The organism is Pseudomonas sp. CAN1 (assembly GCF_030462585.1).
GTDB lineage: Bacteria > Pseudomonadota > Gammaproteobacteria > Pseudomonadales > Pseudomonadaceae > Pseudomonas.
Window position 1 is genome coordinate 226509 of sequence record NZ_JASMRU010000001.1, and the last position, 24630, is coordinate 251138.

Annotated in this window: 20 protein-coding genes; 17 read left to right on the top strand and 3 right to left on the bottom strand. The window is 67.3% G+C overall.

Going from position 1 to position 24630, the window contains the following annotated elements; translation table 11 throughout:
• Window positions 1-50: 50 nt before the first annotated feature.
• The 4 genes from xdhA to QO207_RS01110 all read left to right on the top strand — a co-directional run bounded on the left by xdhA (window position 51) and on the right by QO207_RS01110 (window position 6699).
• Entirely contained in the window at window positions 51-1475 is a 1425-nt protein-coding gene (gene xdhA, locus QO207_RS01095; protein ID WP_301478919.1) for a xanthine dehydrogenase small subunit, read from the top strand.
• Window positions 1468-3807 (top strand): xanthine dehydrogenase molybdopterin binding subunit, encoded by a 2340-nt coding sequence (xdhB, locus tag QO207_RS01100; protein ID WP_301478920.1) that lies wholly within the window; start codon window positions 1468-1470, stop codon window positions 3805-3807. Before xdhA ends, xdhB begins: the two co-directional genes overlap by 8 nt.
• The gene (gene xdhC, locus QO207_RS01105) at window positions 3804-4664 is read left to right on the top strand and encodes a xanthine dehydrogenase accessory protein XdhC (protein ID WP_301478921.1); all 861 of its coding nucleotides are present in this window, start codon (window positions 3804-3806) and stop codon (window positions 4662-4664) included. The genes xdhB and xdhC overlap by 4 nt, the downstream gene beginning before the upstream one ends.
• Window positions 4665-4770: 106 nt before the next feature.
• Entirely contained in the window at window positions 4771-6699 is a 1929-nt protein-coding gene (locus QO207_RS01110) for a methyl-accepting chemotaxis protein (RefSeq protein WP_301478922.1), read from the top strand.
• Window positions 6700-7172: 473 nt separating this feature from the next.
• On the opposite strand, the gene QO207_RS01115 is transcribed toward QO207_RS01110, so the two are convergent.
• The 3 genes from QO207_RS01115 to QO207_RS01125 all read right to left on the bottom strand — a co-directional run bounded on the left by QO207_RS01115 (window position 7173) and on the right by QO207_RS01125 (window position 9397).
• Window positions 7173-7763, bottom strand: coding sequence for a YigZ family protein (locus QO207_RS01115; RefSeq protein WP_301478923.1), 591 nt, complete (start codon window positions 7761-7763; stop codon window positions 7173-7175).
• Entirely contained in the window at window positions 7760-8431 is a 672-nt protein-coding gene (locus QO207_RS01120) for a TetR/AcrR family transcriptional regulator (RefSeq protein WP_301478924.1), read from the bottom strand. The genes QO207_RS01115 and QO207_RS01120 overlap by 4 nt, the downstream gene beginning before the upstream one ends.
• A gap of 129 nt (window positions 8432-8560) precedes the next feature.
• Entirely contained in the window at window positions 8561-9397 is an 837-nt protein-coding gene (locus QO207_RS01125; protein WP_301478925.1) for an outer membrane protein OmpK, read from the bottom strand.
• A gap of 507 nt (window positions 9398-9904) precedes the next feature.
• On the opposite strand from QO207_RS01125, the gene QO207_RS01130 reads away from it, so the two are divergent.
• The 13 genes from QO207_RS01130 (at window position 9905) to cheD (ending at window position 24622) form a co-directional block, all read left to right on the top strand.
• Entirely contained in the window at window positions 9905-10702 is a 798-nt protein-coding gene (locus QO207_RS01130) for a helix-turn-helix transcriptional regulator (RefSeq protein WP_301478926.1), read from the top strand.
• Between the two features lie 216 nt (window positions 10703-10918).
• Window positions 10919-12226: an MFS transporter gene (locus QO207_RS01135; protein ID WP_301478927.1), complete on the top strand. Its 1308-nt coding sequence runs from the start codon at window positions 10919-10921 to the stop codon at window positions 12224-12226.
• 159 nt (window positions 12227-12385) lie between these two features.
• Window positions 12386-13009 carry an ATP-binding cassette domain-containing protein gene (locus QO207_RS01140; RefSeq protein ID WP_301478928.1) on the top strand — a complete coding sequence of 208 codons (624 nt, stop codon included), beginning with the start codon at window positions 12386-12388 and terminating at the stop codon, window positions 13007-13009.
• A complete protein-coding gene (gene fetB / locus QO207_RS01145) occupies window positions 13006-13806 on the top strand; it encodes an iron export ABC transporter permease subunit FetB (RefSeq protein WP_301478929.1) in 801 nt (266 codons plus the stop codon). The genes QO207_RS01140 and fetB overlap by 4 nt, the downstream gene beginning before the upstream one ends.
• A 41-nt stretch (window positions 13807-13847) precedes the next feature.
• Window positions 13848-14531 carry an SDR family oxidoreductase gene (locus tag QO207_RS01150; RefSeq protein ID WP_301478930.1) on the top strand — a complete coding sequence of 228 codons (684 nt, stop codon included), beginning with the start codon at window positions 13848-13850 and terminating at the stop codon, window positions 14529-14531.
• Window positions 14532-14683: 152 nt separating this feature from the next.
• On the top strand, window positions 14684-16042 hold the full coding sequence (locus tag QO207_RS01155) for an 8-oxoguanine deaminase (RefSeq protein WP_301478931.1): 1359 nt from the start codon (window positions 14684-14686) through the stop codon (window positions 16040-16042).
• Window positions 16043-16647: 605 nt separating this feature from the next.
• On the top strand, window positions 16648-17835 hold the full coding sequence (locus QO207_RS01160; RefSeq protein WP_301478932.1) for a methyl-accepting chemotaxis protein: 1188 nt from the start codon (window positions 16648-16650) through the stop codon (window positions 17833-17835).
• A gap of 170 nt (window positions 17836-18005) precedes the next feature.
• Window positions 18006-18371 (top strand): response regulator, encoded by a 366-nt coding sequence (locus QO207_RS01165; RefSeq protein ID WP_301478933.1) that lies wholly within the window; start codon window positions 18006-18008, stop codon window positions 18369-18371.
• 11 nt (window positions 18372-18382) lie between these two features.
• On the top strand, window positions 18383-20284 hold the full coding sequence (locus QO207_RS01170) for a chemotaxis protein CheA (protein WP_301478934.1): 1902 nt from the start codon (window positions 18383-18385) through the stop codon (window positions 20282-20284).
• Window positions 20271-20756 (top strand): chemotaxis protein CheW, encoded by a 486-nt coding sequence (locus QO207_RS01175; protein WP_301478935.1) that lies wholly within the window; start codon window positions 20271-20273, stop codon window positions 20754-20756. The genes QO207_RS01170 and QO207_RS01175 overlap by 14 nt, the downstream gene beginning before the upstream one ends.
• A 37-nt stretch (window positions 20757-20793) precedes the next feature.
• A complete protein-coding gene (locus QO207_RS01180; protein WP_301478936.1) occupies window positions 20794-22818 on the top strand; it encodes a methyl-accepting chemotaxis protein in 2025 nt (674 codons plus the stop codon).
• Between the two features lie 368 nt (window positions 22819-23186).
• Entirely contained in the window at window positions 23187-24029 is an 843-nt protein-coding gene (locus QO207_RS01185; RefSeq protein ID WP_301478937.1) for a CheR family methyltransferase, read from the top strand.
• Window positions 24029-24622, top strand: coding sequence for a chemoreceptor glutamine deamidase CheD (gene cheD / locus QO207_RS01190; protein WP_301478938.1), 594 nt, complete (start codon window positions 24029-24031; stop codon window positions 24620-24622). Before QO207_RS01185 ends, cheD begins: the two co-directional genes overlap by 1 nt.
• The last annotated feature ends 8 nt before the right edge of the window (window positions 24623-24630 follow it).

A 24630-nucleotide genomic window follows, 5' to 3' on the forward strand; every position in this document is an offset into this window, starting at 1 on the left:
CCCGAGAGCCTTGCGCACCGGCCCGCCTCGCCTGACGACGAGGACTCCCCATGATCGAATTCCTGCTCGGCGAAGAACGCGTCCGGGCCGACGGCCTGGCACCGGAAACGAGCCTGCTCGACTACCTGCGCACCCATCTGGGGCGTACCGGCACCAAGGAGGGCTGCGCCTCCGGCGATTGCGGCGCCTGCACCGTGGTGCTCGCCGAAGCCGAGGGCGACACGCTGCGCTATCGCGCGGTGAATGCCTGCATCACGCTGCTCGGCGCGGTCCATGGCCGCCAGGTGCTGACAGTGGAACACCTCGGCACCCCCGACGCGCTGCACCCAGTGCAGCAGGCGATGGTGGACTGCCACGGCTCGCAGTGCGGCTTCTGTACGCCGGGCATCGTCATGTCGCTGTTCGCCTGGCAGCACTCAGCGCAGCCGCACGACCGCGAGACGGCGCTGACCGCGCTGTCCGGCAACCTGTGCCGTTGCACCGGCTACCGGCCGATCCTCGATGCCGCCATGCAGATCGCCGGCCAACCGTGCCTCGACGCCTTCCAGCAGGACACGGCGCTGACCCTCGCCCGCCTGCAGGAGATATCCACAACCGGGAGCCTGCACGAGGGTGAAGCGCAGGCCTGGCTGCCCACCTCGCTCGGCGAACTCGACGAGCTGCTGCAGCACCATCCGCAGGCACGGCTGATCGCCGGCGGCACCGACCTGGCGCTGGAAGCCACGCAGAACCTCAAGGCCTTCCCGGCACTGATCCACCTCGACCGGATGAGCGAGCTGCAGCGCCTGGAGGTCCACGACGACCACGTGCTGATCGGCGCCGCGCGGCCCTATGCCGATTGCCTGGAGGCGCTGGAGGAATTCCCCGGTGTCGTCGCCCTGCTGGAACGCCTGGGCTCGCTACAGATCCGCCAACGCGGCTCACTGGGCGGCAACATCGCCAACGCCTCGCCCATCGGCGACATGCCGCCGGTGCTGCTGGCGCTGGATGCTCGCCTGCGCCTGCGCAAGGCGGGAGCGACGCGCGAGGTCGCCATCGACGGCTTCTTCACCGGTTACCGCAAGACAGTTCTGCAGCCCGGCGAGTACATCGAAGCGGTGCTGATCCCGCGTCTGCGCAGGCACCAGCGCTTCCGCGTCGACAAGGTCTCCAAGCGCCGCGACGACGACATCTCCGCCGTGTGCCTGGCCCTGCGCCTGGACTTCGACGAGGCCGGCATCGTCACCGCCGCGCGCCTCGCCTGCGGCGGCATGGCCGCCACGCCACTGCGCGGCGCAAAGACCGAAGCAGCCCTGCGCGGCCGGCCTTTCGACGCCGCAGCCGTGGCCGCCGCACAAGCGGCTATCCCGGCGGATTTCCAGCCCATCGACGACCTGCGCGCCAGCGCCGGCTATCGCCTGAAGGTGGCGCAGAACCTGTTGCAGCGCGCACTACTGGAATGGACCCCAAGCCCTGCGGAGGTGCGTCATGCGTAGCCTGCCACCGCTGGCTAGCAATGGCGTCGCGGTCGCCATCCACAGCGCGGGCAAGCCCCGCGAGCACGACAGCGCTGCGCTGCACGTGAGCGGTGCCGCGCGCTACGTGGACGACCTGAAGGAACCGCGCGACCTGCTGCACGCCGCCGTCGGCCTGACTGAAATCGCCTGCGGCGCGGTGCTCTCCCTCGACCTCGACGCCGTGCGCAGCGCCCCTGGCGTTGTGGCGGTTCTGACATTGGACGACGTGCCCGGCCACACAGACATCGGCCCGGTGTTCCCCGGCGACCCGCTGCTGGCGGGCGAGCGGGTTAAGTATCACGGCCAGGCGCTGTTCGCCGTTGCCGCGCAAAGCCTGCTCCAGGCGCGCCGCGCGGTGCGCCTGGCGAAAGTGGAATACGCGAAGGAAGACCCGCTGATCGACCCGCTGCGAGCCAAGGCCGAGGAGCGCTTCGTGCGCCCACCGCACCACATGCGTCGGGGCGATGTGCAGGCAGCTCTGGGGCGCGCTCCGCAAGTGCTGGAAGCGGCCCAGTTCATCGGCGGCCAGGAGCATTTCTACCTCGAAGGCCAGGCCTCGCTGGCTCTGCCCGGTGATGACGGCAGCATGCTGGTGCATACCTCCAGCCAGCACCCGAGCGAAGTGCAGAAGCTGGTCGCCGAGGTGCTGGCGATCCCGCTGGCGATGGTCACCGTGGAAGTGCGGCGCATGGGCGGCGGCTTCGGCGGCAAGGAAACCCAGGCCGCACCCTTCGCCTGCCTCGCCGCATTGCTCGCGCACAAGACCGGCCGCGCGGTGAAGCTGCGCCTGCCGCGCGCCGACGACATGCGCCTGACCGGCAAGCGCCACCCCTTCCACAACCGCTACCGCATCGGCTTCGACGACGACGGCCGGCTGCTCGCCGCGCAGCTCGAAGTGGTCGGCGATTGCGGCCATTCGCCGGACCTCTCCGACGCCATCGTCGACCGCGCGATGTTCCATGCCGACAACGCCTACTTCATCCCCGACGTGGCGATCTCCGGCTACCGCAGTTTCACCAACATCGTCTCGCACACGGCCTTCCGCGGCTTCGGCGGGCCACAGGGAATGATGATCATCGAGCGCGCCATGGACGATATCGCCCGAGCGGTCGGCAAGGACCCGCTGGAGGTGCGCAAGCTCAACCTCTACGGCGGAATGGGGCGAGAACTGACGCCCTACCACCAGAAGGTCGAGCACAACCTGCTGGGCGAGCTGATCGCGCGGCTGGAGCAGAGCAGCGACTACACCGCACGCCGCTTGGCCATTCGCGACTTCAATGCGCGCAGCCCGGTGCTGAAGAAGGGCCTGGCACTGACGCCGGTGAAGTTCGGCATTTCCTTCACTGCCCAGCACCTCAACCAGGCCGGTGCGCTGGTCCACCTCTACACCGACGGCAGCATCCAGCTGAACCACGGCGGCACCGAGATGGGCCAGGGCCTGAACATCAAGGTCGCGCAGATCGTCGCCGAGGAACTCCAGGTGCCGCTGGAGCGCGTGGTGATCACCGCGACTCGTACCGACAAGGTGCCCAACACCTCGCCCACCGCGGCCTCCAGCGGCACCGACCTGAACGGCATGGCCGCCCGCGATGCCGCGCGCACGCTGAAGAAACGGCTGGTCGACTTCCTCGCCGAACGCGATGGGGTGAAGCCGCAGGAGATACGCTTCGAACACGGTGGCGTGACGGTCGGAGCGCAGCACCTGGGCTTCACCGAAGTCATCCAGGCCGCCTACTTCGCCCGCGTCCAGCTCTCCGCCACCGGCTTCTACCGCACGCCGAAAATCTTCTACGACCGCGAGAAGGGCCAGGGCCACCCGTTCTTCTACTTCGCCTATGGCGCAGCGGTGTCCGAGGTGGAGGTGGACACGCTGACCGGCGAATACCGCGTGCAGCGGGTGGACATCCTCCACGACGTCGGGCGCAGCGTGAACCCGGCCATCGACATCGGCCAGATCGAGGGCGGCTTCGTCCAGGGCATGGGCTGGCTGACCACCGAGGAGCTGCGCTGGGACGACGCCGGCAAGCTGCTCACCGTGGGCCCGGCGACCTACAAGATCCCGGCGGTGAGCGACGCGCCGGAGGACTTCCGCGTGGCGCTGTTCGACCGCCCCAACGAGGAGGACAGCGTGTACCTGTCCAAGGCCGTGGGCGAGCCGCCGTTCATGCTGGCAATCTCGGTGTGGTCGGCGCTGCGCGACGCCATCGCCAGCCTCGCCGATTACCGCCTGAGCCCCGACCTGGATACGCCGGCGACGCCGGAGCGGGTACTCTGGGCTTGTGAGGCGATGCGCCAGGAGAACAGAGCATGACCCGTAACTGGATGGAAGCCATCGCCCGCCTGCGCGACAGCGCCGAGAGCTATGTGCTGATCACCGTGATCGGCGTGCAGGGCTCCACGCCGCGCGAGTCCGGCTGCAAGATGCTGGTCACCACCGAGGAGACCTTCGACACCATCGGCGGCGGTCATCTGGAGTTCGCCGCCATCGAGCACGCCCGCCAGTTGCTGCTGGCCGGCAAGGACAGCCAGGCACTGGAGCACTTCCCCCTCGGCGCGCGGCTGGGCCAATGCTGCGGCGGGCGCGCCAGCTTGCTGTTCGAGTGCTTCGCCGCACGCGGGCCGCAAGTGGTGCTGTTCGGCGCCGGCCACGTCGGCCGCGCCCTGGCGCCGCTGCTGGCGGGCTTGCCGCTGCGCCTGGAGTGGGTGGACAGCCGTGCCGCGGAATTTCCCCAGTCCGTTCCCGAAGGCGTGCGCATGCGCCTGCTGGAGGAGCCGGAAGACGCCGTGCACGAAGCGCCTCCGGGCAGCTACTTCCTGGTCATGACCCACAACCATCCGCTGGACTACGCCATCGCCGAGGCGGTGCTCAAGCGCGGCGATGCCGGCTTCCTCGGCATGATCGGCTCGCGCACCAAGGCCCGGCGCTTCCAGATGAGGCTGGAACAGCGTGGTTATCCACAGGAGGTGATCGAGCAGATGCACTGTCCCATCGGTCTCGCCGAGGTGCCGGGCAAGCGCCCGCTGGAAGTGGCCATCTCGGTCGCCGCCCAGGTCATCGCCCGCTATCAGCAGGACGCGCCGCCGCGCCAGACGCGCGAAGGCGTCGAGTGGGCGGCGCTTTGTAGCGAAGGCGCTTGCAGCGACGAGCCGGAAAGCGCAAAAACCTGACCAGCGGGACAACAGTTTTACCGCGTCCCGCCGATACCCTTTCAACCCCGTCTCTTCGCCCGCCGCCCGGCGGGCGTTCGTTGTGCGTTCGGAGGAAAACAAGAAAATGCGCCTGCGAAGTATCCAGACCCAGCTCATCCTCAGCATGGGCGCCGCCCTGCTGATCAGCCTGCTCATCGTCCTCGGCCTCTACGCCGTGCTGGTCAATCGCCTCAGTGAGCGCTACCTGCTCGAACAGGCGTTGCCGGCAAGCATCCAGGCGATTGCCAACGACTTCGAAAAACGCCTCACCGGCCCCATCACCGCCGCGGCCGGCATCGCCGACAACACCCTGGTGCAGGACTGGCTGGCCGCCGGCGAAAACCCGGAGAAACTGGCCGAATTCACTCGCTACCTGGGCGGCATCCGCGCCTCGCAGAAGGCCTTCTCGGCACTGATCACCTCCAACGCCAGCGGCGCCTACTACAGCGACAAGGGCAAGGAGCGCACGCTGAGCCGCAGCGAGCCGAAGGACAGCTGGTACTTCCAGTTCATCGACAGCGGCAAGCCGCGCATGTGGAACATCGACACCGATGGCAGCACCGGCGAGCTGGCGCTGTTCATCGACCAGCGCGTGGAGCGTGACGGCAAGCTGCTCGGCATCGCCGGGCTGGGCCTGGAGATGCGCGAGCTGTCGACGCTGATCCGCGATTTCCGCTTTGGCCAATCCGGACGCGTGTACCTGGTGAAGAATGACGGCCAGGTGCAGATCCACCCCGACGCCTCACTACCCAAGGGGCGCAGCCTGGGCGACCTGATCGGCGCCAGCGCCGCCAGCGCGCTGCTCGGCCAGCAGGGCTTCCACAGCGCCCGCTTCGAGCGCGACGGCGAGGATTACCTGGCCGCCAGCCTGCCGCTGCACGACCTGGGCTGGACCCTGGTGAGCGAAGTGCCGGAAGCGGAAATCTACGCCGACGCCCGCGAGGCGCTGGCCTTCTCCGGCCTCGCCGGGGGCGTGGTCGCCCTGCTCTGCCTGGCGCTGGTGGTGCTGATGGCGCGCAGTCTGGCCCGGCCGATCCGCCAAGTCACCAGCGCGCTGCTGGAGATCGGCGGTGGCGGTGGTGATCTCACCCGCCGCCTGGACGACAGCCGCGCCGACGAACTGGGCGACCTCGCCCGCGGCTTCAACCGATTCCTCGAAGGCCAGCGCGCGTTGATCGGCGCCGTACTGGGCACCAGCCAGCAACTGCTGCGTACCGTCGGCGAAGTGGCGCAGGTGGTGGACAACACCGCCGACCGCGCCGGCCGCCAGCAGGAGATGACCGACATGGTCGCCACGGCGGTGAACGAAATGGGCAGCACGGTGCAGGAAATTGCCCGCAACGCCGAGCAGGCCGCCAGCGCCTCGCAGCAGGCGCGCGAGGAAGCCGGCGAAGCACGGCGGGTAGTCGGCGGCTCGCTGCAGGTCGGCCAGCGCATGTCCGGGGAGATCGGCGAAGCGGCCGGTGCCGTGGGCGAGTTGGCCGGACAGGTAGCGAGCATCGACCAGGTGCTGGCGGTGATCCGTGGCGTCTCCGAGCAGACCAACCTGCTCGCCCTCAACGCCGCCATCGAGGCGGCGCGCGCGGGTGAGCTGGGCCGCGGCTTCGCCGTGGTGGCCGATGAGGTGCGCACGCTTGCCAGCCGCACCCAGGGCTCGACCGACGAGATTCTCACCATCATCCAGCGCCTGAAGGGCGGTGCAGAGGCCGCGGTGCGCTCGATGCAGGCCAGCCAGCAGACCACCGGGCAGAGCCTGGCCGCCAGCGAGCAGGCCGGTGTCTCACTGGGCGCCATCGCCGATCAGGTGGAGCGCATCAGCGACATCAACCACCAGGTCGCCACGGCCACCGAGGAACAGTCTGCGGTGACCGAGGAGATCAACCGCAACGTGCAGGGCATCGCCGATCTGGCCCATGCCACCACCCGCGAGGTACAGCACGGCCGCGAGCAATGCCGCGAGCTGCGCAACCTGGCCGATGACCTGGCGCGGCAGATGGCGCAGTTCCGTCTTTGAGCCGCTCTGGCGCCGGCCCTTGCGCCGGCGCCTTTTCCCCAGAGTTACCCACAGATTTTCCAGACGCAGCGGCAGGCTGCTCGCCATAGCTGGCGGCAGCTGACGGCCGATCAGCGCACAAGTTGTGACGTGTGCCAGTCAGCTTGCCCACAAGTTGCCCACAGATTGTCCAGAGAGTTGCCCCCAGCCTGCCAGGCTCCGTCCGCTCACTTCGCGAAAACCCCGAGCCCACGCGCCGCAAGCCCTGCATCACTCCAATGAATAATTCACCGAATGGTCAGCAGTGGTTCCGGGCGGTATTCCCTGCGAATTTAATCCACAACTTCTCCACAGCCTGTTCACATTCTGATCAACAGACCGAAGGGCAATTGATCGAAAAATGATCGACGTACTGCAGGCTGCGAAGGGCGTGGGCAAGAGCAGTCCTGCCACAGGTTATCCACAGGCGGTTCCACGGTGTTTGGGGAGAAGAATCAGGCGTCCAGCAACTGCGCCTGGATGCGACCGCGACTGAGGTCGCTGAGCAGCTTCTGCAGCGCGGCGACCTGGGCAGTCGGCAGGTTCAAGCTCAGGTGCACACCCTCGGCGCCGAAGGCTTCGTCCTCGACACTGGCGCCCAGTGCCAGCACCCGCGCCTTGAACAACGCGTGCTCGGCGAAACTGCAGTCGAAGGCCAGCCGGCTGCTGGGCACCAACTCGATGCGCTCGGCGTCCTGCAGGCATTTCGCCGCACAACCACCATAGGCTCGGGCCAGGCCGCCGGTGCCGAGCTTGATGCCGCCGAACCAGCGGCTGACCACGACCACCACGCGGTCCATGTCCTGCCCTTCGATGGCCACCAGCATGGGCCGGCCGGCAGTGCCGCCGGGCTCGCCGTCGTCGCTGAAGCGGTACTGGTTGCCCAGTTTCCATGCCCAGCAGTTGTGCCCGGCGCTGGCGTCGCGGTGCGCGGCGAGGAAGGCCATGGCCTCGGCCTCGCTGGCAATCGGCGCGGCGGCGCAGTGGAAGCGGCTCTTGCGGATGTCTTCCTCGTAACGGGCGGCAGCGGCGAGGGTGAAACTCATTCGGTGGCTGGCGGCGGCGTCAGCCCGCAACCCTTGAGGATGATGCGGATGAGGTTTTCGCTGGCGTCGCTGAAGTCCTGCTTGGACATGCGCTTGCGGCCGGTGACGAAGCCGATCTGGGTAGCGAAGTCGGCGTAGTGCTGGGTGCTGCTCCAGATCAGGAAGATCAGGTTGACCGGATCGACCGGGTCCATCTTGCCGGCATCCACCCAGCCCTGGAACACGGCGGCGCGGCCGGCGAACCAGGTGCGGTAATCCTGGCTGAAGTGCTCGGAAAGGCACTCGCCGCCGCTGATGATCTCCATGGCGAACACCCGCGAGGCCTGCGGGTAGCGACGGGAGAACTCCATCTTGGCGCGAATGTAGGTCGCCAGCGCAACAGCCGGATCATCGTCCACGGTGAGGTGGTTGAAGGTGCTGTCCCACAATTCGAGGATGTTGCTCAGCACCGCCACGTACAGCCCCAGCTTGTTGCTGAAGTAGTAGTGCAGGTTGGCCTTGGGCAGGCCGACGCGCTGGGCGATGGTGTTCATGCTGGTGCCCTTGAAGCCGTGGCGGGCGAACTCCTCCTCGGCGGCGGCGAGGATGGCTTCCTCGTTCTTCTGGCGAATGCGGCCGGCGGGCTTTTCACCTTGGGCGGCGGTATGGGCGGGTACCTGGAGGGTCATGCGGCGTATCCGTGCATTGAGCGGGGGCGTTGCATGGATAACCCAGCATGGGAGGCGGCAGCAAGGGCCGTCCGTGACTTTCTGCGGGGAAAACGCAGGCCCCGCCGCAGCGGCGGGGCCCTGTCAGCATCAGAAGTGGTACTTGACCAGCGCGCTGACGGTGTTCTGGTCGGTGGTGAAGTACTGCGAATCCTTGATGCCGTACTTGTCGGACCAGTAGTCGTACTCGATACCCACGTACAGGTGCTTGGCCTCGTAGCCCAGGGACTTGCCCAGGTCGTACTTGAGCTGCGGGTTGAAGTGCAGGTTGGCGTGGTAGTCCGACTGGTTGCGACGGCCGGAGCTGGCGTCCTTGTTGTTCACGACCCAGTCCATGAAGCCATCGAACAGGATGTCGGAGTTGCCCACCGGGAAGGTGATGGCCCAGGCCGGGGTGATCTGCCAGGCGCCGGACGGCACGCGGTTGCCGTCGGGCTTGCGGTAGTAGAAGTTCAGCTGGAAGTAATCGAAGCCCGGCAGCGCCAGGTCGAAGCCCGGGCCGACCAGGTAGGACTCGACGTCGCCTTCGCCGAACTCGTAGGTGGTGGCCAGCAGCACGTCCTTGACCGGGCCGAAGGACAGGTCGGTGCCGGTGATCTTGCCGAACGACAGGCGCGGGCTGAACTCACCGTAGTAGGTGTTCTTGCCGTTGGTGGCGCTTTCCTTACCGTTGTAGTTGATCTGGTCGACGAAGAACCAGAGGTCGCCCCAGGTCCAGGCGCTCGCGCTCTCGAAGGTGAAGGTCTGCTGGATCGGCGGGTCGACCTTGAAGTTCTTGCCCCACAGGTAGGTCAGGCTTTCGTTGTGCCAGATCAGCGGGCCGTCGTTGGAAGCCGGCGCCGGGGTCAGGTCTTCACCGCCAGCCATGGCCTGCCCGGCTGCGAGCAGCCCGCCGGCGAGCAGCAGGGATGCGAGAGTGCGAGTCATGCGTTGCTCCTAATCAGTGCAGTCGTGTTGCGTTTTTAATTGTTTGTGGAACCTGTCCGGTCGGTCAGGGCCTGGCGAGGAAAAGCAAGATTGGCGCCAATCCTGACCAGATGTTCCACTTTTATGTCGAATCCCGCAGGACTCGTCCTTTGGCAGGTCATACGCAGGGGGGACGGGGCGGGCTATTTCCTGACCCACAGGACAACTTCGCCTGATATTGGGGCAACCGTGCCGCTGAAAGCACAGAAATGGCGATCACCCGCCGGAAGATTGGATACATGACAAATCTGTGTTGAATCGAATCAATACAATTTGTGTATACAACTTCCTTGTGGGAAATCTACACAGCACCTCGTGGGAAACGCCCTGCGTTTTCCGGGCGCGGATAATGCCAGACAAGGGCGCCCGCGGCACCTGCCAGAGTGCCTCGGGCCGCCGGGCGGTTGCCCTCGAACTGCCTTGGGCTCGGCCTGCGAGCTTTGCCAGCCGGCGACATTGCGCGAAGATATGCCGATGAAAGGACAAGCCCCCGAACTGCAACGCCTGATCCCGGTGCTCGACCGCCTGCCACGGCCGGTGTACGCGCGCGCCGAGCGGCTGCGCGCAGGCTCCTGGACCAGCAGGCACCACCACGCCTGGGTGCAACTGTCCTTCGCCATCACCGGCGTGCTCGGCGTGCATACGGCCGAGGGCAGCTTCTTCGCGCCGCCGCAGCGGGCGATCTGGATTCCGGCCTTCCTCGATCACGAAGTGGTGACCTCGACCCAGGCGGAGATGCGCAGCCTGTACATTCGCGATGACGCCTGCCGCTGGGCGCCGGACCGCTGCCGGGTGCTGGAAGTGACGCCGCTGGCGCGCGAGCTGATCAAGAGCTTCTGCGAGCTGCCGGTGGATTATCCCCAGGGCGACAGCGCCGAATCGCGGCTGGTGGAGGTGCTGCTGGACCAGCTGCGCGATCTGCCGGAAGTGGCCTTCTCCCTGCCGATGCCGCAGGAGGCCCGGCTGCTGCAGCTGTGCCAGGCGCTGATCGACCAGCCCACCGACAGCCACACCCTGGGCGACTGGGCGCAGCGCATCGGTACCTCGGAGAAGACCCTGTCGCGGCTGTTCCAGCGCGAGACCGGAATGACCTTTCGCCTGTGGCGCCAGCGCCAGCGGCTGCTCGCCTCGCTCGGTTCGCTGGAGGCCGGCGACAGTGTGACGGCGGCGGCGCTGGACTGCGGGTACGACTCCACCTCGGCGTACATCGCGTCGTTCAAGGGGTTGTTCGGCTTTACGCCGGGGGATCTGTTCCGCCAAAGGTAGACCGCGTCGGCGGATTTCCGCTCAACACCCACGTCAATCGGCGCCGCTTCGCCTGCCCTCACATCTCTCTGAAACCTTCAAAGCCTAGTGCCGCGTGGCCTTCGCGCCTTGGCACGCTGCCTGCTATCGCCTCGACACTGCGCCGCCCTCGCGGCGCGCCGGTGTGCCGTTCCGCAGTCCGCGCACCTGACGACAACAACGACAAGAGGAATACCCATGGATAGCGCAAGCGCCGTCTCCGCTTCTGCCGCACCCCGCACGACTTCCCAGCGCATCAAGTCGATCTTCAGTGGCTCGGTCGGCAACCTGGTCGAGTGGTACGACTGGTACGTCTACGCCGCCTTCTCGCTGTACTTCGCCAAGGCGTTCTTCCCTCAGGGCGACATGACCGCCCAGTTGCTGAACACCGCCGCGATCTTCGCCGTGGGCTTCCTGATGCGCCCGGTCGGCGGCTGGCTGATGGGTATCTATGCCGACCGCAAGGGCCGCAAGGCGGCGCTGCTGGCCTCGGTCCTGCTGATGTGCTTCGGCTCGCTGATCATCGCCCTGACCCCCAGCTATGAAACCATCGGCGTCGGCGCCCCGATCCTGCTGGTGCTCGCGCGCTTGCTGCAGGGCCTGTCGGTCGGCGGCGAATACGGCACCTCGGCCACCTACCTGAGCGAGATGGCCAACAAGGAGCAGCGCGGCTTCTTCTCCAGCTTCCAGTACGTCACCCTGATCTCCGGCCAGCTCATCGCCCTGGCGGTGCTGATCGTGCTGCAGCAGACCCTGACCGTCGAGCAGCTGGAAAGCTGGGGCTGGCGTGTGCCGTTCCTCATCGGCGCGCTGTGCGCGGTCGTCGCCATGTACCTGCGTCGCAACATGGAAGAGACCGAGTCCTTCACCAAGAAGACAGAAGAGCCCAAGGAAAGCCTGATGCGCGCGCTGATGCGTCATCCCAAGGAAGTGCTGACCGTGGTCGGCCTGACCATGGGCGGCACCCTGGCCTTCTACACCTACACCACCTACATGCAGAAGTACCTGGTGAACACGGTGGGGATGAGCAAGAACGACTCCACCATGATCTCGGCGGCCACCCTGTTCCTGTTCATGCTGCTGCAACCCCTGGTCGGCGCGCTGTCGGACAAGATCGGCCGGCGCCCGATCCTGATCGCCTTCGGCGTGCTGGGCACGGTCTTCACCTACCCGATCCTCAGCACCCTGCACACCATCGACACCTGGTGGGGCGCGTTCTTCCTGATCATGGCCGCGCTGATCATCGTCAGCGGCTACACCTCGATCAACGCCGTGGTGAAGGCTGAACTGTTCCCCACCGAGATCCGCGCCCTGGGTGTTGGCCTGCCGTACGCGCTGACCGTGTCGATCTTCGGCGGCACCGCCGAGTACGTGGCGCTGTGGTTCAAGAGCATCGGCATGGAGAGCGGCTTCTACTGGTACGTCACCGCGTGCATCGCCTGCTCGCTGCTGGTCTACGTGACCATGAAGGACACCCAGAAGCATTCGAAGATCACCACCGACTGATTGGGCTCCTTGCCCAGGCCCCGGCGCACACTCCCGGGGCTTTTTATCCACAAGGCCCGGCTCATGCCGGGCCTTGTCGTTCCGGGAACCGGCATTTCACGTTGCCGCGACACCCGCCCTTGATATTCTCGCCGGCGACTCTCCCGGCAGATCAAGCCCATGAACCCTCCGCAGATTCCCCTCGGCCCGTTGCAGGCCCGCGAGTTGCGCGGCGCGCTCAGCGGTCCCTTCGATCTTGACCTCGCGCCCGGCCATTGCACGGTGCTCAGCGGGCCGTCGGGCATCGGCAAGAGCCTGCTGCTGCGCATGCTCGCCGACCTCGACCCGAACCAGGGCCGGGTCAGCCTTGCCGGGGTCAGCCGCGAAAGCCTGCCGGCCAGTACCTGGCGGCGCCTGGTCACCTACGTCGCGGCGGAATCCGGCTGGTGGGAAGACAGCGTCGCCGCGCACTTCACCGACCTCGATGCCGTGCGCCCCTTGCTGCCGCAGGTGAATCTCGATGCAGCGCTGCTGCAGGCCCAGGTCCTGCAGCTTTCCAGCGGCGAACGGCAGCGCCTGGCACTGCTGCGCGCCGTCGTGCAGAAGCCGCGCTTCCTGCTGCTGGACGAGCCGACGGCGGCGCTCGACCCGGCCAGCCGCGAAGGTGTCGAACAGCTGCTAAAGCGCCTGCAGGCAGAGGGCACCGGTCTGCTGGTGGTCAGCCACGACGCAGAACAGGCACAGCGCCTGGGGGATATCCGGCTGCAACTCGACCACCAGGGCCTGCACGAGGTCGCCCCATGACGCCGCTCCAGCTGAGCCTGCCGGAACTGGCCCTCGCCGCGCTGCTGATCGTCGCGGCCGCCGCACTATCCTGGGCGCTGCGCCTGGGTCTGCAGCGTACGCTGTTGATCTCCGCCGTGCGCCTGGTGGTGCAGCTGGTGCTGGTGGGACTGTTCCTGCGCCAGGTGTTCGCCCTGTCCTCGCCCTGGCTGACCGCCCTGGTGGTGGCCGGCATGCTCACGGCTGCCACCTTCGAGGTCGGCTCGCGGCAGCGGCGCCGCCTGGCCGGCTTCTGGCACCTGGGCATCGGCGGCGGCACGCTGAGCGTCGCCACCCTCGGCATCGCGCTGTTCGCCCTGTCCGGCAGCCTGCGCCCGCAACCCTGGTACGACCCACGCCACGCCATCCCGCTGGTGGGCATCATCCTCGGCACTGCGATGAACGCCGCGAGCCTGGCGCTGAACCAGGTCTTCGCCAGCGTCACCCGCGAGCGCGCTGCCATCGAGGCGCGCCTGGCACTGGGCGCCGACCGTTACACCGCGCTGGGCGGCGTATTGCGCCGGGCGCTGTATACCGGGCTGATCCCGACGCTGAACCAGATGGCCGCTGCCGGCATCATCACCCTGCCCGGCATCATGACCGGGCAGATACTCGCCGGCATGGACCCGCTGGACGCCGCGCGCTACCAGATACTGCTGATGTTCCTGCTCACTGCCGCCGGCTTCGCCACCGCCCTCGGCGCGGTCTGGCTGTCCGCCTGGCGGCTCACCGACGAGCGCGACCGGCTACGCCTGGACCGCCTGCGCACGGAAGATTGAGCGGGTATGCTGAGGGCTTTGCAACGGTATCGGAGAACGCCATGAGCACTGCCAAATCCGCCCTGATCATCGGCGCCTCGCGCGGCCTCGGCCTGGGCCTGGTGCGCGAACTGCTGGACCGTGGCTGGGACGTCACCGCCACCGTGCGCGACGCCGCCAACGCCGGTGAGCTGGCCGCGCTGCCGGTGCGCGTGGAATCCCTGCTGCTCGATGATGCACCGTCCCAGGACCGCCTCGCCGAGGCCCTGGCCGGCTCGCACTTCGACCTCGTCTACATCAACGCAGGTGTCTACGGCCCGCCGCACCAGTCGGCCATCGACGCCAGCCTTGCCGATGTCGGCCAGCTGTTCATGGTCAACGCCATCGCCCCGCTGCGCCTGGCCGAGCGCCTGCTGCCGCGTCTGAATCCCGAAAAGGGCGTGCTGGCCTTCATGACCTCGGAGCTGGGCAGCGTTGCCGGCAACCAATCCGGCGGCATGGCGCTGTACCGCGCGAGCAAGGCGGCGCTCAACTCGCTGACCCGCAGCTTCGTCGCCGAACTGGGCGAAACCGGCCTCACCGTGCTCAACCTGCATCCGGGCTGGGTACGCACCGACATGGGCGGCGAATCCGCGCCGCTGGACGTGGAAACCAGCGCCCGGGGCCTGGTTGATCAGGTCGAAGGCCACGCCGGCCGGGGTGGCCAGTTCTACCTGGATTACCAGGGGACGACGATCGACTGGTGACGGCTCGCGCCATGGGCGTTACCATGCGCCCACGTCTGACTCCCGGGTCAACGGACCTGGATCAGCAGACAGGGTGAACACTGAGCTGGCTTCCCATGACCCCATGGAGCCGGCTCGACACGAACGGCTCCGTCCGTTTGGAGAACTCACCCATGTCATCCCCGCGTCTCTGGCTGCGCAACCCGCTGGCCATCTTCACCGCCAACGACCTCGACGCCCGTGGCGGCATCGTCGTCCAGGACGGCCGCATCGTCGAACTGGTCGCCGCCGGCCAGCAGCCCTCGACTCCCTGCCAACAGACCTTCGACGCCAGCCAGCACGTGCTGACGCCCGGCCTGATCAACACCCACCACCACTTCTACCAGACCCTCACCCGCGCCTGGGCGCCGGTGGTGAACCAGCCGCTGTTCCCCTGGCTGAAGACCCTCTACCCGGTGTGGGCGCGTCTGACCCCCGAGCAGCTCGGCGTGGCCACCAAGGTGGCGCTGGCCGAACTGCTGCTGTCGGGCTGCACCACCGCCGCCGACCACCACTACCTGTTCCCCGATGGCCTGGAGCAGGCCATCGACGTGCAGGCCGGCGTGGTCCAGGAACTGGGCATGCGCGCCATGCTCACCCGCGGCTCCATGAGCCTGGGCGAAGCCGACGGCGGCCTGCCGCCGCAGCAGACCGTGCAGAGCGCCGAGGCCATCCTCGACGACAGCCAGCGGCTGATCCGCGAATACCACCAGCGCGGCGAAGGCGCCCAGGTGCAGATCGCCCTGGCGCCCTGCTCGCCGTTCTCGGTCACCCCGGAAATCATGCGCGCCAGCGCCGAGCTGGCCGAGCGCGAGGACGTGCGCCTGCACACCCACCTCGCGGAAACCCTCGACGAGGAAGACTTCTGCCTGCAGCGCTTCGGCCAACGCACCGTGGATTACCTGGACAGCGTCGGCTGGCTCGGCCCGCGCACCTGGCTGGCCCACGGCATCCACTTCAACGACGAGGAAATCCGCCGCCTGGGCGAAGCCGGCACCGGCGTCTGCCACTGCCCCAGCTCGAACATGCGCCTGGCCTCGGGCATCTGCCCGACCGTGGCGCTGGAAGCGGCCGGCGCGCCGGTGGGCATCGGCGTGGACGGCTCGGCCTCCAACGATGCCTCCAACATGATCCTCGAAGCCCGCCAGGCCCTGTACATCCAGCGTCTACGCTACGGCGCCGAGCAGATCACTCCGGAACGCGCGCTGGGCTGGGCCACCCGTGGCTCGGCAAAGCTGATCGGCCGCAGCGACATCGGCGAACTGGCCGTGGGCAAGCAGGCCGACCTGGCGCTGTTCAAGCTCGACGAGCTGCGTTTCTCCGGCAGCCATGACCCGCTCTCCGCGCTGCTGCTGTGCGGCGCCGACAAGGCCGACCGGATCATGATCGGCGGCACCTGGCGGGTCATCGACGGCGAAGTCGAGGGCCTCGACCTCAAGCGCCTGATCGCCGACCACACCCAGGCGGCACGCAAGCTGCTCGGCACGCTGTAAACGACCTGAGGCCTGCTCTTCGCAGGATGGCGTGGAGCGAAGCGATACCCATCAATCCGGTGCGCGGACAGCATGGGTATCGCAAGCTCCACCCATCCTACAATCGCGCCCCAATGCCAGGACTGGCGCAGGAGCGGAGCCCGTCCGCGATGGATTCCGGCGCGATGCGGACCTATCGCGGACGGAGTCCGCTCCTACCCATCCGCAGACATCGGCAGTCACCCTGTAGGAGCGGGCCATGCCCGCGATCGCGCGCATGGCCCGCTCCTACACCCAGCCCCCATTCCCGCCCCCGTTTCGCCCCTCGCCGCAATGGCTCCAGATGCCATTCCAACAGGCACGTTCTGCCATCGAGAAATCGCTAGAACCCGCGCCAGACAAGGCCTGCGCACTACCGCCCGTCGCCCTCCGAACGGCAACGATGAACGGTCATTCAGCGAAAACCCCTCTAGATCAAGGGTCTATCCCCTGCGACGGGAATATGCCGCCAGTTTGACATCATCGATTGGCACTCTAGTTTTAAATCGCAGCGCCGAATTCCTGCTCAAGAAGTAGTCAGCAGCCGTTCGGCCCGGTCACCGGCGCCCGGCAATGGAGTGCATTACATGCGCGATTCACAATTGAACCCGTCCGCGGGTCAAGGCATTGGCCAAGGCTGGCCGCAGCGCCTCGTTATCCAGTCCCTGCCATGGGTCGTCGTGGCCGGCCTGTGCGCCGTTGGTGTGCCGTTCTGGTGGATGCTGCCGGTAGGCTGGGTTTCCAGCCTGGTACTGAGCCGCCTGCTGTGCGGTGCCGCCAATGCGACCATCGACCCGCAGGCAACCGTCCTGCGCAGCGACGACCTGCCCCAGTGGCGCCCGTTGCAGCAAGCCGTGGAAGGCCACCTGGCCGCGCTCAACGGCCACACCCACCAGGTCGACGCCCTGCTGCATCAGGCCATCCGCCAGCTGACCGACAGCTTCCACGCCCTCGCCGAGCGCATCGACAGCCAGCGCGGCCTGTCCCACTCGCTGATCGAGCGCTACGACGGCCGCGGCCACCAGGACAACGACATCGACTTCCAGCGCTTCATCAACGCCACCCAGGAAACCCTCGGCCTGTTCGTCGAAGCGACCCTGGAGACCAGCCGCACCTCGCAGCAGCTGGTGCAGCGCATGGACCGCGTGACGCACAAGATCGCCGACATCCTGCAATCCACCCAGGACATGGACGCCATCGCCAAGCAGACCAACCTGCTGGCCCTCAACGCCGCCATCGAGGCCGCCCGTGCCGGCGAGAGCGGGCGGGGCTTTGCCGTGGTGGCTGACGAGGTGCGCGCGCTGTCCACCCGCTCCACGCACTTCTCCCAGGCCATCCGTGAACACGTCGACGTGGTCTACCACGAGATCAAGGACGCCGAAGGCGCCATCAGCCAGCTGGCCGACAAGGACATGTCCTTCGCCCTGGAATCGCGGCAGAAGATCCAGCGCATGCTCGACGACCTCGACGCCATGAACCAGCACACCGTGAAGGTGGTGCAGGAGCTGGACCGCATCTCCCTGGAAGTGGGCGATGGGGTCAACGCGGCGGTCACTGCCCTGCAGTTCCAGGACATGAGCAGCCAGCTGCTCGGGCAGATCAGCAAGCACGGCGCGCGCCTCGGCGCCCTGGCTGTGGGCCTGGGTGCCCTCGATGGCCGCGAACCGGGCGAATGGGGCGAGCGCCTGCGCGGTGAAGTCGCCGAGCTCGGCCGCCCGCTGAGCAACCCGGTGGCGCAGACCACGCTCAGCGCCGGCGAAGTGGAACTGTTCTGAAGCCGTTCCCGTCCCGCCCACAGGAGGCATTGCCATGCTGCAGTCCCTTTACGAATACCTGGCCAACCTCGCCCTGATCGGCTGAGAGCCACTCTTTCCGCGCGCCGGGAAGGCGCGCCGACGCGCCGCCCGGCGGGTAAACACGCATTGCCACCAGGAGAACCAACGCAATGGGTAAGCAGATTCTGATCGTCGATGACTCGGCCTCGATCCGGCAGATGCTGAGCTTCACGCTCAAGTCCGCCGGCTACGAGGTGGACGAGGCCGTGGACGGCAAGGACGGCCTGGGCAAAGCCCAGCGCAAGGCCTACAGCCTGGTCTTCACCGACCAGAACATGCCGAACATGGACGGCCTGTCGCTGATCCGCAGCCTGCGCGACATGGCCGGCTACCGCAGCACGCCGATCCTCATGCTGACCACCGAATCCAGCGACGCCATGAAGCAGCAGGGCAAGAGCGCCGGCGCCACCGGCTGGCTGGTCAAGCCGTTCGACCCGCCGAAGCTGCTCGAAGTGACCCGCAAGGTCCTGCCCTAGGGGTATCGCCGATGGCCACTGGAATGGAGCAGTTCCTCCAGGTGTTCTTCGAGGAAACCGACGAACACCTGGCGACCCTCGAACTCCTGCTGATCGGGCTCGACCTCGACCAGCCGGACGCCGAGGCGCTCAATGGCATCTTCCGCGCCGCCCACTCGATCAAGGGCTCCAGCGGCATGTTCGGTTTCGACGACCTGACCGCCGTGACCCACGAGCTGGAAACCCTGCTCGACCGCATCCGCTGCGGGCAGACCGCCCTGCACGTGGACATGATCAGCGTATTCCTCGAAGCCCGCGACGTGCTGCAGCGCCTGCTCGACGCCCACCGCAGCCAGGTACCCGATCCGGACGTGCCGGTGGCCACCACCGTCGAGCGCCTGCGCGCCTGGCTGGCCGAGCCCGTCGCACCCGCTGCCGATGATGGTTTCGGCCTGTTCGACAACGCCCCCGCAGCCGCCGAAACCAGCGCCAGCGATGATGACGCCTTCGGCTTCTTCGACGATGCGCCCGGCACTCCCGGCGCCAGCGAAACCAGCGCCAGCAGCGACGACGATTTCGGTTTCTTCGACGACGCCCCCGGTGCGCCGGACGCCAAGCCGGTCGAGCCCTACGGCATCTTCGACAAGGCCCCCGGCGCGCCCACGGCCGCGGCCGTCGCAACCCCGAGCGAGCAGGCCAAGGCCGCGCCCAGCGCCGCCAAGCCGGCCGCCCGCACCGACAGTGAATCCAGTTCGATCCGCGTCAGCGTCGAGAAGATCGACAGCCTGATCAACCTGGTCGGTGAGCTGGTGATCACCCAGGCCATGCTCAGCCAGCTCAGCGAGGATCTCGACCCCACGCATTTCGAGCGCCTGCAGCAGGCCCTGGCGCAACTGGAACACAACACCCGCGACCTGCAGGAATCGGTGATGTCGATCCGCATGCTGCCGATCAGCTTCATCTTCAGCCGCTTCCCGCGCCTGGTGCACGACACCTCCGCGCGCCTGGGCAAGCAGGTCGAGCTGATCCTCCACGGCGAGCACACCGAACTGGACAAGAGCGTCATCGAGAAGCTCAGCGACCCGCTCACCCACATCGTCCGCAACAGCATCGACCACGGCATCGAGACGCCCGCCGAACGCCTGGCCGCCGGCAAGCCGGCGCAGGGTTCGGTGAAGCTCGCCGCCAGCCACCAGGGCGGCAGCGTGGTGGTGGAAATCTCCGATGACGGCCGCGGCCTGTCCCGCGAGCGCATCCTCGCCAAGGCCCGCGAAAAGGGCCTGCCGGTACACGATGGGATGACCGACGCAGAGGTCTGGCAACTGATCTTCATGCCCGGCTTCTCCACCGCCGAAGCAGTCACCGAACTCTCCGGCCGTGGCGTCGGGATGGACGTGGTGCGGCGCAACATCCAGGCCATGGGCGGGCGCATCGACATCGATTCGGCGCCCGGCATGGGCACCCGCATGAGCATCCGCCTGCCGCTGACCCTGGCCATCCTCGACGGCCTGATTGTCGCCGTGGAGAAGGTCAACTACGTGGTGCCGCTGACCTACATCGTCGAGTCGCTGCAGGCCCGCGCCGACGACGTGCGCGGCCTCGCCGGCGAGGAGTCGACGGTGATCCGCGTGCGCGGCGAATACCTGCCGCTGTTCTCCCTCAACCAGCTGCTGCGCATCGGCGCCCAGCCGCAGCCGCCGGAGCAGGGGATCGTGGTGATCCTCGAATCCGAGGGCAGGAGCTTCGCCCTGCAGGTGGACGAGCTGGTCGGCCAGCAGCAGGTAGTGATCAAGAGCCTGGAACAGAACTTCCGCCGGATCGACGGGATCGCCGGCGCCACCATCATGGGCGACGGCAGCGTCGCCCTGATTCTCGATGTCGATGCCCTGCCACGCCTGGCGGCACAAGGAGAAATGAACCATGAGCGCAGCTGAAGCCGCCACCGCGACTAGCCCGGCGCAGGAATACCTGACCTTCACCCTGGGCCGCGAGGAATACGCCATCGACATCCTCCGCGTGCAGGAAATCCGTGGCTACGACCAGGTCACCGCCATCGCCAACGCCCCCGCCTTCATCAAGGGCGTGATCAACCTGCGCGGCGCCATCGTTCCCATCGTCGACCTGCGCATCAAGTTCAACCTGGCCGACATCAGCTACGACCAGTTCACCGTGGTGATCATCCTCAACGTCGGCCGGCGCATCGTCGGCGCGGTGGTGGATTCGGTCTCCGACGTGATCGCCCTGGCCGGCGAGGAGATCAAGCCGCGCCCGGAATTCGCCGCCAGCTTCGACACCGAGTACCTGCTGGGCCTGGCCACCGCCGGCGAGCGGATGCTGATCCTGGTGGATATCGAAAAACTCATGACCAGCCGCGAAATGGCGCTGGTCGACGACGCCGCGGCCTGAGCCGGGCAAACCCTGACAGAGCAGAGGATCAAGACAAATGGGTCTGTTCAACGCACACGCCTTGGCGCAACAACGCGCCGACCGCATCACCGCCATTCTCCACAGCCTGGTGGACGGCAACCTCGACGTCGCCATCGGCGAAGCCCCGGCCGCCGGCTACGAGCGCCTGTATGACGGGCTGCGCAGCATCCAGCGCAACCTGCGCGAGCAGCGCGCCGAGCAGGCCCAGGTGGAAGCCCTGGAAGCCGGCCTGGTGGAAATGACCCGCCAGCACGAGCTGGGCTGGATCGACGAGGTGATCCCGGTGGACAAGTTCGCCGGCCGCCCGGCGCGCATCGCCAAGGGCATCAACGACCTGGTCGCCGCGCATATCGCGGTGAAGATGAAGGTGGTCGCCACCGTCACCGCCTACGGCAAGGGCGACTACTCGGTGGAAATGGACCGCCTGCCGGGCAAGAAGGCCATCATCACCGAGGCCATCGACGGCGTGCGCAACAGCCTCAAGGCCAACGCCGATGCCGCCGAGTACAACGCGCGGATCAAGAGCGCGCTGGATAACGTCTCGGCCAACGTGATGATCGCCAACAACGATCTCGACATCATCTACATGAACCGCACGGTGACCGAGATGCTCGGCAACGCCGAGGCCGACATCCGCAAGCAGCTGCCGAACTTCAACGCCAGCCGCCTGATGGGCACCAACATCGACATCTTCCACAAGAACCCGGCGCACCAGCGCAACATGCTGGCGCACCTGACCGCGCGGCATAAGGCCGAGCTGAACCTCGGCGGCCGGCGCTTCGCGCTGGACGTGGTGCCGGTGTTCAACGATGCCGGCGAGCGCCTGGGTTCGGCCGTGCAGTGGACCGACCGCACCGAGGAATACCGCGCCGAGCAGGAAGTCTCGCAACTGGTGGACGCCGCCGTCGCCGGCGACTTCACCAAGCGCATCGAGGCGTCGAACAAGGAAGGCTTCTTCCTGAAGATCGCCACCGGCCTGAACAACCTGGTAGACACCGCCGACAAGGGCCTGCGCGACGTTACCCGCGTGCTCGGCGCCCTCGCCCAGGGCGACCTGACCCAGCGCATCGACGCCGACTACCAGGGCACCTTCGGCGAACTCAAGGATTACGCCAACGAGACCGCGCAAAGCCTGTCGCGCATGCTCGGGCAGATTCGCGAAGCGGCCGACACCATCCACACTGCCGCCAGCGAGATCGCCAGCGGCAACGCCGAACTGTCCACCCGCACCGAGCAGCAGGCCTCCAGCCTGGAAGAAACCGCGTCGAGCATGGAAGAGCTGACCAGCACCGTGAAACTCAACGCCGAGAACGCCCGCCAGGCCAACTCGCTGGCGGTGAACGCCTCGGAAGTCGCCACCCAGGGCGGCAGCGTGGTGCAGAAGGTGGTCGGCACCATGTCGGCGATCAACGACTCGGCGCGCAAGATCGCCGACATCATCGGCGTGATCGACGGCATCGCCTTCCAGACCAACATCCTCGCGCTCAACGCCGCGGTGGAAGCCGCCCGCGCCGGCGAGCAGGGCCGTGGTTTCGCCGTGGTGGCCGGGGAAGTGCGCACCCTGGCGCAGCGTTCCGCCGCCGCTGCCAAGGAGATCAAGACACTGATCAACGACTCGGTGGACAAGGTCGAGAGCGGCAACACCCTGGTCGCCCAGGCCGGCCAGACCATGAGCGATATCGTGGTAGCCATCAAGCGCGTCACCGACATCATGGCCGAGATCGCCGCCGCGTCCGCCGAGCAGAGCAGCGGCATCGAGGAAGTGAACGGCGCCGTGTCGCAGATGGACGAGATGACCCAGCAGAACGCCGCGCTGGTGGAAGAAGCCGCCGCCTCGGCCGAGGCCCTGCAGGAGCAGGCCGGCATGCTCAACCAGCAGGTCGCGGTGTTCCGCCTGGAAGCCATCGCGGCCACCGTGGTGCCGCTGGCCTCCGCCCGCCCGGCCCGCGCCGAGCCGGCCGCGCACACCTCCCGCGCCGCCCGCGGCGTGGCCAAGGCAGTGCGCGCCAAGGGCAAGGAGGATGACTGGGAAGAGTTCTGATCGGGCGGGGCTCAAGGATGGCGGCGGCCGGAGCAATGGGAGGGTCGGCTACCGCGGGCGGACCAGGGATGGTCGGAGATGGGCATTCAGCGGCAACTCTTTACCTGAGGCCCCTCTCCCCCCGCCCTCTCCCTGAAGGGAGAGGGAGCTATCCGTGCCGGCTGACAGCATGGCATCCACCTGCACCGAACCAGTCCCCTCTCCCTTCAGGGAGAGGGTTAGGGAGAGGGTAACGCCCAGCACCGGACCTTCTCGAACCACCCAATGAAGTAGGGCGCATAACGCCGCAAGCGTTATCCGCCATCACGGCGGACAACTCGTGCCGGGTCATGCGCCCTACGCAACCTGCTCAACACCGAGACAACCCGATGTCGATCAACCTGCCCGCCCCCGAGCACGAATTCCACTACACCCGCCGGGACTTCCAGCAGGTGCGCGAGCGCCTCTACCAGCACGCCGGCATCAGCCTCTCGGAGAACAAGCAGCAGCTGGTCTACAGCCGCCTGTCGCGGCGCCTGCGCAGCCTGCGGCTGGGCAGCTTCGCCGAGTACTTCGCCTACCTGGAGAACCACGAGGAGGAGTGGCAGCAGTTCGTCAACGCGCTGACCACCAACCTCACCGCGTTCTTCCGCGAGAAGCACCACTTCGACCACCTCGGCCGCTTCGCCACCGAGCAGCTTCGCGACCACCGCCCGCTGCGCTTCTGGTCCACCGCGTCGAGCACCGGCGAGGAGCCCTACTCCATGGCCATGACCCTGGTGGACGCACTGGGCAGCTTCGCCCCGCCCATCGAGCTGATCGCCTCGGACATCGACACCGGCGTGCTCGGCCAGGCACGCCAGGGCATCTACCCGCTGGATCGCATCGAGGCGCTGAGCCCGGCGCAGAAGAAGCGCTTCTTCCTCCGTGGCACCGGCGGCAACGCCGGCAAGGCGCGGGTGGTGCGCGAACTGCGGCAGATGATCGACTACCGGCAGATCAACCTGCTGGACAAGGACTGGGGCATCGCCGGCGGGCTCGACGCGATCTTCTGCCGCAACGTGATGATCTATTTCGACAAGCCGACCCAGACCCGCCTGCTCGAACGCATGGTGCGCCTGCTGCGCCCTGGCGGGCTGTTCTTCGCCGGGCACTCGGAGAACTTCGTCCACGCCAGCCACCTGGTGCGCTCGGTCGGCCGCACCACCTACCAGGCGGTGGGGAGCCACTGATGGGCGCAGCCCTGGACCAACCCAATCGCTACTACGACCCGCGCTTCGGCATGGAGGCAGTGAAGCTGCTGCCCGGCGAGTGCTACGTCACCGCCGAACCGGTGATGCTGGTCACCGTGCTCGGCTCCTGCGTCTCGGTGTGCCTGCGCGACCGCAGCTGCGGACTGGGCGGCATGAACCACTTCATGCTGCCCGGCGACACCGGCGTGCAGGGCCTGATGTCCAACTCCGGGCGCTACGGCGTGCACGCCATGGACCTGCTGATCAACGGCCTGATGCGCCGCGGCGGCCAGCGCCGGCACTTCGAGGCCAAGGTGTTCGGCGGCGGCTCGGTGCTGAAGAACCTCAGCGCCGACGTCGGCGAGCGCAATGCCGAGTTCGTCCTGGCGTACCTGGACAACGAGAACATTCCCCTGGCCGCCCAGGACCTGCTCGATATCCACCCGCGCAAGGTCTACTTCTTCCCCGACAGCGGCCGGGTGCTGGTGCGCAAGCTGCGCACCCTGGCCAACGACACGGTGCTGCAGCGCGAGCAGCAGTACCGCCAGCAACTGTCCCGCCGCGAACGCGGCGGCAGCATCGACCTGTTTTGAAGCGGAGG